Here is a 15,443-nt window from a genome sequence, read left to right on the forward strand (position 1 = left end):
CCTGTTCAAGTAAAAGCTGATCAAGACTTATCAAAACCAGCGCCAATAACATTAAAAGAAGCTTTAAAAAAAGGTATTAAATTTACTAATCGCTATGAAGAACTGGCTGGGAAAATTTATGATCATGTTGGTGGAAAAAACAATTATAGTCGCTACTACAATTGTGTCACTCGTTTACGTTTTGTGGTTAAAGACAAAAATTTAGTTGATGAAGCAACAATTAAAAAACTTGATATTGTTAAAGGCATCAATTGAAATAAAAATGAATTGCAAGTCATTATTGGGGGAGAGGTTGAAAAAGTTAAAGACGGATTAGATAACCATCTGATTCATTTACAACAAGCTCAAGATTTCGAATTAAAAAACCCTAATGCGCAAAAGCAAAGTTTTGGCAAACAACTTTTAAATTTAATTAAAGGAATTATTATGCCGGTTATTCCAATTCTTATTGGGGTTGGATTAATAAATGCAGCTCAAGCTGTTTTACAACAAACTGGAGCAATTCAAAATGTTTCTCCTAGTGCTGCGTTCGGTTCTTACACCTTAGCAACCCAATTAATTTATTTAATTGCTGGTGGAGCAACATTATTTATGGGAATATTTTTCACATATAATGGAGTTAAATATTTTGGTGGTAATCCTTTACTTGGAATTGTTATGGGGTTGATTTTAACAGCACCAGTTATTTTTAAAGGTAATTTATCTCAAAACTCAATGGGTGTGATGACAGCAACACCTTGGAGTCTACCGTTAATCACATCAAAAATTGATGGCATTGATTTTGTCTGGATGAAAATAGGACCATCACCCGGTTCTTTGATTACAGCAACAATCATTGCGTATATAACTGTTCAAGCGGAAAAATTTGCTAAAAAAAGATTTCCAAATTGAAGTTTAATGTTAACAGTATCTACATTCACTATCTTTGTGGCTTCTGTTTTAGCTTTCTTTGTAGTGGGTCCAATCATTTCGGTTTTTGAAGCAGGATTGGGATATATCTTTTCTTGAGTTGAAAAAATTCCTTATGGAATTGGAACTGCACTATTCTCCTTCTTATGACAACCTTTGGTTATTACAGGGGCGCATGGAGCATTAGTTACTATTTTACAAATTCCAATGTCAATTGATCCAGATCCATATATTCAAGGGCTAAAGACAATTAACTTATTAGGTGGTACTACAATTGGGGTTTTTGGTCAAGTTGGGGCTTCAATTGGATTATTATTCATTACTAAAAATGCAACTATCAAACAAACACTATACGGAGGTATTCCTGCAGGATTCTTCGGCATTACAGAACCACTTATTTTTGGGGTTAACTTACCGAAAGTTAAACCATTCTTATATGGCTGTGTTGGAGCGGGTGCTGGTGGATTTGTTGCTGGATTAATGGGCGCTAAATATTATGCTGGAATAAACACAGGTATGGGAGGACTTTTCTCTGTATTAAATGCCAATGGTCCAAATGGTGATACTAAATCATTAATTGCAACATTAGTTGGATATGCTATATGTATTGCTGTTCCAATATTATTAGTTATGTTTTTTGCAAAAGAAAGAACTGGTGAAAAATTTGGTCTTTATCAAGCAACAAAATCATTGAACCATTTCTTAAACAATAAAAACGTGGCTATGGATGCTAGTTTACAACAAGAAGCTGATGCATTAAAAACTTTCTATGACAACAAAGAAGTAACTAACAAAATTAAACTTTTTGAAAAAAACATGGCAAAAATCCAAACTTTACAAAGCAAAATTAGTGTTTTAGAAAGTCAAGATTTAGAACGTAAAGAAGCTTTGGCAAAACGTTTCTCTAGAAATCAAGCCAAACTAGAATCACAAAAAAATGTTGATCAAATTATGACCAAATTAGATGAACTTGTTAATAAAATTAACATACCAAAATATGATGATAAAATTGCTGAGTTAGAAAAATTGTTACAAGAAGCACGCGCTGCTAATGCACCAATTGAAGCTGAAGTTGAAAAACTAACTCAAGATAATATTTTAAAAGCAAAAGCAATTGGTGACAAATTACACAAGTTAACTAATTCTGAATTATCAGAAAAAGTCGCTAATAAATACTATAATGCGATCAATTCAGTCTATATTAACTATGGATTTACTTCTAAAAAAGACACTAAATTTACAAAATTAGAAAAACAAGAATTTAAAATGCCTAAATAAAAACGTCTATTTAAATTAGCAAACGCACCCCCAAAACTCATTCACTGGGGTGCGTTTTTGTCTTTGTTAAACCACTATTTTAAGCCGGTTTTTGCTCAAGGAAAAGCAAATTTGTCCTAATTTCCTAGCAAAAAACTAATTTGTTTATTTTCTTTTTTCACAATAATTAGACTTTATAAGTTATTATAAATACAACCTACATTAATAAACCAATAGTTTATTACTTAGGTTTCAAAAGATCTATTTTAAATAGGATTAAGTTCTCTCCTTAATCAAATCTTTATTATCATAAATATTTGGTTAAGTTTAACTTTTTTAAAAAGGAAACTAAAAATATGAAAAAATTATTAAGTCTATTGGGAGTGACTCTTTTTGTGTCATCTTCAACTTTAACGGTTGTAAGTTGTGACAAAAATAACAAAAATATCGGTCATGAAGGTGATTTATTACCAATCCAACAGGAAATGTTAAGTGGTGCAGAATTTATTTCTCGCCTAATTATCGGTGGCAGACATGAAAATTTAAATTACAATGTTAATGAAATTTTATCAATGTATCTAACTCCACAAGCATCAGCAATGCAAATGCCTGTAGCTTATAAATATAACAACCAAAAAATTGATTTAGGAACTCGAATTTCTAATTTTAAAAACTTATTAGCCCCCTGAACTAAAAGTTTTGATCAAGATGGTTATGCTGGAATGTTTGCTAGCTATGTGATGGGAATGTATGATAATAATTTCTATAACACGATGATTAATCCTCAAGGTGGTAAAGCAGGCTATTTTGCTGACACTTTTTCTAAATCAGGCAATACTGGATATAACAATAAAACAAACAATGCGATGGGATATGCTGCTGGTTTAGGTAAAGACATAAAATTATCTCAAGATGAAGAACGTCGTAATTTAGCTTGAGGAATTCAAGATACGGGTGCTTTATCTAATTATTTATTAAGTAATGGTTTTGATGGAGCTTATCCAACTAATACTAATGGAACAACTAGCCCTGGTAGTCCTGCAGAAGAAAATAAGAAAGGAACTAATGGTTCTGGCTATGCTTGATATAATTCAATTTTAAATTCTGGTCAAGCAACTCAAACAATGGATTACAAAGGTCAAGGTGTGCAACAAAAACTAGGTGCAGATATATCATTTCAACCCGCATTACAAGATGAGTCTACAAATTATCAATCAAGCATTAATAATAATAAATTTAATTCTACCGGGGCTTTATTAACATCTACAGCCGCAAAACAAAACGTTCCCGGAAAAATTAGTTTAATGTCAGCAATCATTAATAATATTTCATCTACTAAATCTGGAGCTTTAAATTTAGCTGATTTTACCAACTTTTTATTGCCAATGTTAGTCGATAAAGATGTAAATCTAGCCCAACCAAAAACTTTCCAATCAATGCAGGCTATTTCATTTTCACTTATTACAAAAATTTGACAAACTTTTCAAGAAAATGCTCAATCAGATATTTTTTCTGATCAGATTAAAGCTATTGCCAAAACATTAGATAAAGCCCCTAAACCAACGCACGAATTGGGTATTTATATATTACCAACCAAAGAAGTTGGTATTGAGTATTTATTTAATAAGCAAGGAGTGGATGCTCAATCTGGAAAAGCAGGGACTAATGCTAAAAAAATTGTTGAAATCATTGATTTATTAACTCAAGAATATAATAAATCAAATAACAAGGAAGAATTTTCTAATAAATTATTTGAATATAAAACAGGAAAAAATTCACCATTTGCTGCAGCTTTTGATGGCCTTATGCTTTACATAGGGAAAGACAATTGAAATAAAATAATGAAAAAACCGGGTACTGGAATCAATTTATTAAATTTTGTTAAAAATATTTATCAAGGAGTTAGTGAAGAAAAATATCAATCACAATTTTTATCTATTATTAATGATTCCGCATTTCAAAACAAAAACTATTTTAGAGATTTAAATACAGCAGAACAAACTAAGTTTTTAGAAAAATTAGGTTATAAAGATGGAAAATATGTCGAAGGTTCTGTTTTCAAAGGTCTTTATGATGGAATAAGTAATAATTCAACCACTGTTGGATATCAAGAATTTAGGGAATTCTTAGATTCATTTAGTAATGCAGTTGACTTAGGAATGGAAAAGGCCCATGAAAATGTTATATCAAACTTATATGATGATACAAACTGAATTAAATCAGATATCAAAGTTACTTCAACTAGTAATGAACAAACTGGTGGAAAAATGGAATTCCAATTAACATATAAAGGAAAAGGTGACCATACTTCTAATGCTAATCAACAAGATCAAAAAATTGATGTGCCCGAAAACTTCAATCCTTATCAAACAATCATTGACCATCAAAAAGATGTCCTTAATAACAATGATGCACTAAGTTCAAAATTAGATTTAAACAAAATTTCTGGAAAAGTTTTAGGTGTTGAACAAGATAAAATCCAAAAAGCAGATTTAATCAAATATGATGGATTGGGTAATTTCCAAGATTTAAAACCAGTTGAACATTCATACAAAATTGTTTGGGAAAATATTTCACAAGACCCAACTACACCATATTGAGTCATCACTTCCATTAAAAACTTTGACAAAAATGGAAAAGAGTTCTTTAACATCTATTAGGAGAAAATTTATCGAAAATGCTTTTATTTAAGAATGGCCTAAAACGGCTTCTCAAAGATTATCTCCAATTTTTCATTTATTTAATTTTGATTACGATTACTGTGGTGTTAACTTCAACATTAGGAATTGTTTCAGTTAACTTAAACAACATTAATCATCAAATTAATCAAAACTATGAAAAACATGATTTTTCTTTCAGATATACATCAAGTGGATATCCGAGTAATGATACCCAAACATTTACTCCCTGATTTTCATTTAACACAGAATTAGTTGGTAACCAAAAGTTAGGGTTTTTCCCAACCCTAACTTTTGGTGATGCTCAAAGCGATGCAGTGTTATTAAAATATAAATTTCAAATTGATGATAATGCTTATCGCTCTTCAATGTTTGAATATGGCAATAAACAACATTTTAATTTCCATTTTGGTGATACTGAATCTGATAGTACCAAAAAAGAAGACTTTGCCCCTCAAGGTGATGACCGAGTTTTAGCATTTACAGAAGCTCAAAAAATTGCGGTTGTAAAAAGTGGAAGATTTGGTGATTTTTATCAATTTAATTTCAATTCCAAATATTTTAAGAACTCTTTAATTGGTAATTTATATAGTAAAAATCATCATTTTCAAGGCGAATTAAATGCCCAACAAACTAAAACGGTATTAGATATTTTTGAATATATGTTTGCTTTAAATAACTCAGCTTTAACATATTCGATTAAACAACAATTAGTGGAAGTTTATCAAAATAGTGCTAACCAAAGTGATACAGAACCCTGGTTAGCAGTGGAAGATTTCATTAATCAACCAAGAGGTGATGATATTGTCAGAAGAGTCGGAAGAATTGGGAGAATTGATCCTAAAGGTGGACAATATGCTTTTGTTGAGAATCATAATCTTTATGACATTTTTAAGCTAACATCTGAAACCAATGAACATAATTTATACAAGAACTATGCCAGTTTTAATATTAAAAAACATGATGCGACAACGATGATGGAAACTGGCTTAAATAATTTTGGATATTCGATTAATAAAAACAAATATACCCAAAGACATTGATTTAATGCTTATTTTAATTTGTTAGGCGATCTAAGTAATTTTAAGGTTAGAACAACTAATGAAACGGTGATGTGGGATGCTAATGGGCGTAAATTTAGATATATTTCTTCATTTTATAATCAAATGCAAGCGGATGGTCAAAAATTTGATGTCAAATTTTATAATGAAGATCTTTATTCATTTTTTGCCAAACATAATGGTGATGATCTTTTTACTGAAAATAGCTTTATGGTTTCTAATGGTTATGCCAAGTTTAATAATTGAAAAATTGGGAAAGGATATGCTATTTTTCCAGAATCTAAAACACAATATCGATTAGATGCGACGGGGACTGATACTTTAAATGTTTATCCGATTATTTATGAAGATGAAATTTTAACCAACCAAGAAAATGAAGCGATTTTCTATATTAGTGACACTTTATTTTCTAAACAATTTAATGGTCAAAATGGTATTGATCCTAGTAAATTCCAAGATGTAAGTCGAGCGTATTTAACTTATAATTTAAAAAACAAACAAAATTTAATTCATGATAAAAATATTTTTGCCACATTTTTAGCTGACAATGTTTTGCAACTTGGTGAAGTTGCTAAAACATTAAACACCCAACAGTTAAATGAAAATTTAATTATCACTAAAATTCAAGAATATGCGAAAACACCATTATTGAATTTTAGAAGTTCGTTGTTTCCGGCAATCATTAGTAAATTTATTTTAATTGCCGTTATTTTAACAATCATTTTTATTGCTGCTTTAAGCTTTGTGATCTATACCATTTTTAAAAAAGTGATTAATAATGAAAGAGGACAAATTGGTAATTTAAAAGCTTTAGGAGTTTCAAATTTTAAAATTTTAAGCAATTACATTGCTTATATGCTCATCCCAGTCATCTTTTTAACTCTCATTGGTTGAGGTATTAGTTTAGCGATTCAACCCATTTTTATGAACACATTTGAACGTTATTTCAATATTCCGCATGTGTTTAATATTGATTGAAAAGTTTTCTTAATTGAGTTATTTGGTTTAATTGGTATTGTTGTTGGCATGGTTTTTATTACTAGTTATTTTAAAGTTAAACAATCTCCCATCACCTTACTATCACCAGCCAAAGCAACACATCCTAATTTATTTTTGAAAAAAATCTTTTCTAAAATTCCGGTAGTTAGTTTTAATGCCAAATTAAAATTAGTGATTTTATCCAGTTCGTGAAAAGACTTATTGGTTTTTTTCTCAGTCTTATTTGTGGCCAGTTTAGTGATTACTTTTTCGGCTTCGATTCCCAGTATTTTGAATTCGATGAGCAATGAATTTTATCGCAACATTCAATATAACAATAATTATTCTTATATTAATACTGTCGCTAATAACCCCTTAACGAGATACTCATTTTATGCTCATGAAAGTAATCCTAAAAATTCTAATTTACAAGCTTCGATTTTCAATGTGCATCTTCCAGATACAAGCAAAACAAACACTTATGTTAGTTTTATTGCTCCTAAAGATTTAGCTTATTGGCAAAAAAATGATGGTCAGCAATATAAACAAATTTTTGAAGAAATTCTTTTCAAAAATTTCTTAACCTTTAAAGGTGGATTAATTTCAGTGGGAGTGATGGATCAAGTTTTAGGTTATGCTACACAAGTAAGTAATTCAGCTCGTGATTTTGTGCAGAAAAAATTTGATCAATTAACTAGTAAAATTTTTCCAATCTTATTAGGGCAAAAACCAATTGAAGAAGAACCTGGTAAGCATTATAAAGACCATATCAAATATATTTCCAATAATTTACTCCCATCAGCCACTAAAGAGTTATGAGACCGTGATGAAAATGAATTTTTAAACTTTAGTTTTAATTTTTCATCAATTCCTGTTAACCCAAATGAAGACGAAATGTTTACTAAAATTGAAGGAAGCATTAATAATGCTGATCAAACAAAAATTGTTGGTTTTGGAGTGGACCCCAATCATCCCAACCCCAGATTAAAATTACAAAACCGCAGTAAAATTGCATATAATCCAAGTCTGGATTATATTCCTGTTTTGATTAATCGCAAGTTGGCTTTACAAAATTTAAAAGTTGGTGATTCATTTACTTTGCAAATGGATAATCAAAAATTAGCCTTTTTAAACCGCAACAAAGAAGTTGAAGTAATTAGTCCAACAGCTTGAAAATATGATTTAGGTAATGGAACTAACACAGTTAATTTATATGATCTTGATTTAAGTAAAATGACATATGATCACCGCGGGGATGGTTCAAATAATTTTTATTATTTTGATTATCAAACACAAACATATCGTCCTTATTACAATCTGAAAAATGTTTATTTAGATATTGATTTACAACAATTTGATCAAGAATTATTGGCTAAAGTTAATGAACAATATCGAGTATATGCTCTTCTTAATCAAGATGTTGCCAAACTTAACCAAACAAGAATTTATCCATTTGATATTTTAAAATATGAAGCTGATGGAGCTACTGAAATTACCCAAGATTCATTGCTCTCAGGGACTAATAACTGAATGAATCTTGCTTTACAAAATAATTTATTGACTAATAAATTAGTCAATCAAAATTCATCTAAAAAATTAAAAATTGTTGGTCTGGAAGACTTGTATGATGGTGATAAAATTTATCTTGACCAATTATATGCCAATGAATTACTTGGTATTACCCAAAGTATTAATCAAGTTCAACAATTAGCTGATGGTCAACGAATTAATCTTTGAAGTAATGCAAAAATGAGTAATAATGATAAAATTTCTGACCAACTACAACGCATTATTTTACAATCAATGCAAGGCAATAATGCCACAGCTGGTTTTGCTAAATATTTCAAAACCGGAATTGGTTTCACTGAATATATTGATATTAACAAAATCGCCATGCAAAACTTAATTTCAGCCACACTGGTTTTTGCTGCCATTATCATTCCGATCTTTATGATCACTGGGATTATCACAATTTATTTAATTACAGATATTTTCATTAGAAGATACCGTAACTTTATGAATTACATGCGGATTCAAGGTTATACAATGCGTGAATTTCATTCTTTATTGCTGTGAATTTTTTCACCAGTCGCGATTCTCGCCTCAGCTCTTGGCATGGTGACAATTTGGTTACTGATTAAATACACGATTCCCATTGCTTTAGTTAAAGTTAAAATTGCTTTACCATTAATTGTGAATCCGTGATTATTTGTTGGTGTCTTCTTTGTTTCCTTATTAATTTTTATTATTGCTTATATTGTCATTATGCAAGGTGTCAAGAAAACCAAGTTAAACACCTTAACTGGAAATTCTTAATCTTGATAAAGTAAACAACAAGTATCAAAAAGTTATTTCACTCTAAAAATTTCGCATTTTTAGAGTGAACTTTTTTTTCTTCTATTTTCAAAAGAGTATAATAATACAAACAAACGTATCAAAATTTAAAGGAAAATAAATAATGAAAAAAACATTAATCCTCTTAGGGAATTTTCTTGTTACCACGCTTATAATTTCAGCAACTACCACAGTTATTTCTTGCTCTAAAGAATCAAATAAAATTGATCTTTCTCATGGTATAGCAGTGACCAATATAAAAGTAGGGATGAATCAAAGTGAAGCACAAGAAAATATCCAGAAAACACTAGCAATGCAACCAGGATTAGACAACATCCAATTAAATGTTGATTATGCAATTACAAATTTGGGAGATTTTGTCATTCCGGGCCAAATTTGGGTCAAAGCTTTAGCTAATTCGGCATTAGTGGAAGGCGAATTTACAATTGACATTGCCAAAGTCGATATCAGTCGAGATATTATCAGAGATGTCAAAATTGGGATGGACAAAAAACGAGCAGTTACAAACATCATCAATGATATTAATTTAGAAAGTAAACTTCATGATGTGAGTCTTAAAGAAATAACGATTTCTGGAAGTGGATGAGAACCTGAAGATATTGTTGTGCCAGGAGACATTTGAGTTAAAGCACTTGCCACTTCAAAATTAATTACAGGTCAATTTGCTATCCAGAATGGCAAAGTTGATATTAGTCAAGATGTTGTTGATGATGTCAAACTCGGGATGGATAAAAAACAAGCAACAACAAACATCATCAACGATATTAATTTGGAAGGTCACATGCATGGAATCCAGATAGATGAATTAACCATTACAGGAACTGGCTGAGAAGATCCAAAGATTGTAACTGCAGGAGATATTTTAGTCCAAGCACAAATTGATGCCCCATGAATTACTGGTAAATTTAATCTTCATTTTGACAAAATCAACATTACCAATACCCAAGTTGTTGGTGGAATTGATGCTGGTATGAAGAGTGCAGATGTTGAAGCAAAAATATTGGTTAACATTCAAAAACAAGCACCATGAATCACCAAAGTTGATTTTAAAACTCTTGGTTTAAAAGATGTTGTGCAAGAACAAGATACAATAACGGTTTTTGCCAAAGATACTTCGCAATGAATTACTGGTGATTTTAATCTTATTGTTATTCCCACAAAAAGAGATTTAACTGGACTAGTGATTGACTCCATCAAAGTTGGTGCTTCAGCTGTGGAAGTTGAAATGCTTATTTATGTTGCGGTGCGCTTACGTAGTCCGTTTGCAACAAGAAATGATTATACAATCACAGGATTGAATCTTACTGTAAAAAGTGGTGATGTCATTACCGTCACAGCAAAAGAAGCATCATTAACAACTAAAGGAGAATTTACAATCAAGATCAATTAGAAAAACATCTTCACCATAAAGCAAAACAAACCTTGTTTTGCTTCTAAAAATCAAGCTTTTGAGAACTCGCCAAAGAGCGAATTTTGCTTGAGTAATGCCCATTTTTAAAACAAAATCTTTGTGATTATAGTTAATTTTAAGCTAATTTAAGGTTATAATAGATTAGTATTATTTCTAATGAGAGGATAAATAGAAAATGTCAAAAATAACAAGTATTAAAGCACGTGAAGTTTTAGATTCACGTGGTTTCCCAACAGTTCAAGTTGAAATTACAACTGAATTTGGTGGATTTGGATCAGCCATGGTTCCGTCTGGAGCTTCAACTGGTTCAAGAGAAGCTTTAGAATTAAGAGATGGAGATAAAACTCGTTTTAATGGGAAAGGTGTATTGAAAGCTGTTGCTAATGTAAACGATAAAATTGCTCCCAAAATTATTGGAATGGAAGTGACTGACCAAATCAAAATTGATATGGCAATGATTGCCTTAGATGGTGATGACTTCAAAAAAAACTTAGGAGCCAATGCAATTTTAGGAGTTTCACTAGCTGCTGCTAAAGCTGCTGCTAGTGAATTAGAAGTTCCATTATACCGTTACCTTGGTGGGGTTAATGCTCGTCGTTTACCTGTGCCAATGTTAAATGTCATTAATGGAGGGGAACATGCTGATTCAGCTCTTGACTTCCAAGAATTTATGATTATGCCAGTTGGTGCACCTAACTTTAGAGAAGCAATGCGTTGATCATCAGAAACTTTCCAAGCTTTAAAATCATTATTACATGCTAAAGGTGATGTAACTGCAGTTGGAGACGAAGGTGGATTTGCACCAAACTTTAATTGAGCATATAGCGATCACAAATTAGAAACTTTCCAAAAACATTCACCAGCCGAAGTTGCTTTAGACTTATTAGTTGAAGCAATTGCTAAAGCTGGATATAAAACTGGAAAAGACGGCATCATGATTGCGATGGACGCTGCTTGTTCTGAATTATATAAAGAAGATAAAAAATACCACTTCAAAAAAATTGAAGCTTTAACTGGTGGTACTTGAGCTTTATCAACTGATGAAATGAATGCTTATTTAAACAAACTAGTTGATAAATACCCAATTATTTCGATTGAAGATGGATTAGCTGAATCTGATTGAGATGGATTTGCCAAACAAGTGCAATTGATGGGGAATAAAATCCAAATCGTTGGTGACGATCTTTATGTCACTAACCCAAAAATTACAGCTGAAGGAATTGCTAAAAATACTTCAAACTCAGTTTTAATTAAATTAAACCAAATTGGAACTTTAACTGAAACTATTGAAACTATTCAAATGGCCCAAAAAGCTGGATGAACAGCTGTCACTTCACACCGTTCAGGAGAAACTGAAGATACAACTATTGCTGATTTAGCTGTCGCTTTAAACACAGGACAAATCAAAACTGGTTCAATGTCACGTTCTGATAGAATTGCTAAATACAACCGTTTATTAGAAATCAATGATGAATTAGGTGAAGCTGCCATTTATGATGGTTACAAAACTTTTTACAACATGAAATCTGCAAAATAGTGAATATTAAACATAAAAAATCGTAATCTTACGATTTTTTATTTTACAATTTAGTATATGAACAAAATTTTTCTTAGACACATTCCAATAATTGGCCATCTCATTGTTTTCTTAACACTATTTTTACTTGGTACTTTTTATGACAAGCAATTTTCAGAATTGTTTAATGTCCAAGGTTATGAACATAACTTTTTTGGTGTTTTTATTGAGATTTTCGGATTTGCTTTTTTTGTCATTCCCATGATGGTAATTATTACTGTGGCATATAATTGATTTTTATTTAGCAAAATTAAAACCAAAACCCGCGATCGCATTCAAAACTGACATTTGATTACCTTTTGAGCAATCATTCTTGCTATCTTAACTATTGTGGCCTCAATTCCGGTGATGAGTCAGCACACCAAAAGTTATGAACTTTTAATTTGATTTTTATCAATCCTAATTTATTGAGCTTTATTTGCTTATATTTTTTGGTTTTTTAATAAAAAAGACCAGCGCCAAAAATTTATCAATCAAGAATATTGTTTGCAAACATTGTTGATGATGGTCATCTTCATAATCAGTATTTTAATCGTTGCTACTTTATTAAAAATCATTTTCCAACGCCCCAGACCAGAAGCCACTTTACCCCCAGGTTCGCTAGAACAATATCGTGAGTGATGAAATGTTTCTTATCAAAACTTTTCTTTTCAAAAGCAATCATTTCCATCTGGTCATGTCGCATCAGCTACAACTTTACTAGCGATTTTATTTTTAAGTCAAAAGCGCAATTGAAAGTGAAGAAGTTTAGCTGTTATCATTATGTTAGCAATTGTAATTGTGACTTTGGGACGCATTGTTTTCTTAAAACATTTCATCACTGATGTTGTGATGACCATGATTTTGGCATTCATTTTATACACAATTAGTGCGAGATTCTTAAATAAAAATTGATTAAAAAAATGAGAGGTTAGTTATGGATAAAAAAATTTTAGGTTTAGATGTCGGTAGTAAAACAATTGGGTTGGCCACTAGTAATGGTCGAATTGCTAGTCCATATCAAACAATCAGATTTGAAGAATATAATTTTGATGAAGGGCTAACCAAACTTACTCACGAAATTAAACATTACAAACCCGATATCATTGTTGTTGGTTACCCAAAAAATATGGATGGGAGCATTGGTGAACGTGCTGAAATGGTTGATTATTTTATTGAGGGTTTGTTTGCTTATAATGAAAATTTAACTCCTGATCAAGTTGTCAAAATTGATGAACGCCGCACCACTAAAATGGCCAAAGCCATTATGATTGATGCCGGTCTGCGTCGTGATCGCCAAAAAAAATCTAAAGATGGACTTGCAGCTCAATTAATTTTAGAGTTATACTTAGAAACATATAACAAACATTAAGGAGACACATGAAACACCCATTAGTCAAAGAAATTTTATACACTAGAACTGAAATTGCCCAACGTTCACAAGAACTTGCCTTAGAAATTGATCAACATTATCAAAGCCAAGATGTTGTGGAAAACACTATTTTAATTGTTGGTATTTTAAAAGGGTGTGTACCTTTTATGGCAGAAATTTTAAATCACATTACTTATGAATGTGAAACAGATTACATGGTTATGTCATCTTACAAAGGTGGAGTGAAGGCTAGTGGTGATCCAAAAATTGTTTTAGATATTAATACGAATGTCAAAAACCGCCATATTTTAATTGCTGAAGATGTGATTGATTCAGGATTAACTTTAGAATTTGTGAAAAATTATTTTTATACAAGAGGTGCTAAAGATGTAAAAATTATCACCTTAGTTGATAAACCAACTAAACGTGCTGTTGATTTAGTGCCTGATTGAACAGGGTTTAAAGTTGGCGATGAATTCTTAATTGGGTTTGGTTTAGATTACGAAGAACGTTTAAGAAACTTACCATATGTCGCTACTTGTGATATTGCTAAATTAAAAGATTGAAAATGATAATGATGGGAAAACTAATTTTTAAGGTCAAAAATTAGTTTTTATTTTTTCGAAAAATCAAAAAAAATTTCATTTTTTTCAAGTTTTCCACATCTTAACATAAGATTCTTTTATTTTTTACCAACTTTGTGCTATCATTTCATAAGATTGTATGAGGAAAACAATGCAAAATAATATAGAGAAAAAAGCCCCATTAAACTTTATGGGGTATCGCAATGCGTTCAAAGATTTAAAAGAATTATCGAAAGGATTTAAAATTTTACTTTTAGTTGGGGGAATTATCTTAATCTTTTTTGGATTCTTTTCAATTGATGTGTATACTGACTCAACAAATGTACCTGAAAATTTAAAATGAATGTTAGGGTCACATTTTGCGCCATTTAAACAATATGTTATGTGTTATGTCAATGGTTCACCACTAGGTGGGAAATTTAATGATTCAATTGCCATCGCATCAACCATTCTTTACTCAATTAATGGTTTAGCTGCTTCAACTGGATTGTTTGCGGTGGCGATGATTGTTAGTGGGAAAACATCACAATTTTTTTGAGGATTAATTAATGCCATTTTATTTGGAGTATTCGCACTAGTTGTGGGAAATATTGGTGACTTTTTAGGTCAAGCAATGCTGGTGGTTTGTGCACCATTAGGATGATACTTATTTAACTTTATTTATAAAGAAGGTCAAGCTAATACGATTAGAAGCCTCGACCAATGATGATTAAAACTAGTTGTTTTATTAGTTGCTTTAGCTTTTATGGTGGGATTATGTTTTGGATGATATTACATGGTTCCTGTTGCATATGAAGGAATCTTTGGTTTACCATATAAGATTACTTCAACACAACACATGTTTGATGGAGTAGCTAATGGAGTCATGATGTTTGGTTACTTCTTGCAATTAGGTTTTATAGCAGAACAATTTTGATTATGAGAATTCTTAAATGTTTGAAAAGTTTTGATGTATAGTCCAATTGGAATGGGTGATAATTATGTCATTACCATTATGATCCAATATGTCGTTTGAGCATCAATTTCAGGATATGGTTTATATCGAATGCAAATTTTACCAATTGCTGAAGCAATTAAAAAAAAGCGTCAAGAATCTAAAACTATTAAAAATTAATGATTGAGATAAAAATAAAATTCATCGAATTTGAACATCTAAAATAAAGTAGACACAAAAAAACAACATTTTTGTGTAATAAAATACTTTAGAAAGGATGTTTTTTATATGGCAAAACAATGAACAAAAGAAGAAAAAATTAAAATATTATCTGAATTATCAAGTTCTA

General features: G+C 30.8%; 9 protein-coding genes. All 9 read left to right on the forward strand.

Translation table 4 applies throughout. The features are described 5' to 3' along the window. Positions 1-2,187: PTS transporter subunit EIIC (locus tag P695_RS0104360; RefSeq protein WP_028127021.1), on the forward strand; the 2,187-nt coding region annotated here is incomplete at its 5' end. A gap of 335 nt (positions 2,188-2,522) precedes the next feature. Next, a complete protein-coding gene (locus P695_RS0104365; protein WP_028127022.1) occupies positions 2,523-4,826 on the forward strand; it encodes a hypothetical protein in 2,304 nt (767 codons plus the stop codon). 17 nt (positions 4,827-4,843) lie between these two features. Then, complete coding sequence (locus P695_RS0104370; RefSeq protein WP_028127023.1) at positions 4,844-9,199, forward strand: ABC transporter permease; 4,356 nt, start codon at positions 4,844-4,846, stop codon at positions 9,197-9,199. Between the two features lie 142 nt (positions 9,200-9,341). Continuing rightward, positions 9,342-10,628 carry a hypothetical protein gene (locus P695_RS0104375; protein ID WP_028127024.1) on the forward strand — a complete coding sequence of 429 codons (1,287 nt, stop codon included), beginning with the start codon at positions 9,342-9,344 and terminating at the stop codon, positions 10,626-10,628. A gap of 196 nt (positions 10,629-10,824) precedes the next feature. Then, positions 10,825-12,186 (forward strand): phosphopyruvate hydratase, encoded by a 1,362-nt coding sequence (eno, locus tag P695_RS0104380; RefSeq protein ID WP_028127025.1) that lies wholly within the window; start codon positions 10,825-10,827, stop codon positions 12,184-12,186. Between the two features lie 57 nt (positions 12,187-12,243). Next, on the forward strand, positions 12,244-13,149 hold the full coding sequence (locus tag P695_RS0104385) for a phosphatase PAP2 family protein (protein ID WP_028127026.1): 906 nt from the start codon (positions 12,244-12,246) through the stop codon (positions 13,147-13,149). After that, a complete protein-coding gene (ruvX, locus tag P695_RS0104390; RefSeq protein ID WP_028127027.1) occupies positions 13,142-13,576 on the forward strand; it encodes a Holliday junction resolvase RuvX in 435 nt (144 codons plus the stop codon). Before P695_RS0104385 ends, ruvX begins: the two co-directional genes overlap by 8 nt. Before the next feature lie 8 nt (positions 13,577-13,584). Continuing rightward, positions 13,585-14,151 (forward strand): hypoxanthine phosphoribosyltransferase, encoded by a 567-nt coding sequence (gene hpt, locus P695_RS0104395; protein ID WP_028127028.1) that lies wholly within the window; start codon positions 13,585-13,587, stop codon positions 14,149-14,151. A 160-nt stretch (positions 14,152-14,311) separates the two neighbouring features. Further along, positions 14,312-15,274 carry a nicotinamide mononucleotide transporter gene (locus tag P695_RS0104400; protein WP_028127029.1) on the forward strand — a complete coding sequence of 321 codons (963 nt, stop codon included), beginning with the start codon at positions 14,312-14,314 and terminating at the stop codon, positions 15,272-15,274. Positions 15,275-15,443 lie beyond the last annotated feature (169 nt).

The organism is Williamsoniiplasma lucivorax ATCC 49196 (genome assembly GCF_000518285.1).
GTDB lineage: Bacteria > Bacillota_I > Bacilli_A > Mycoplasmatales > Mycoplasmataceae > Williamsoniiplasma > Williamsoniiplasma lucivorax.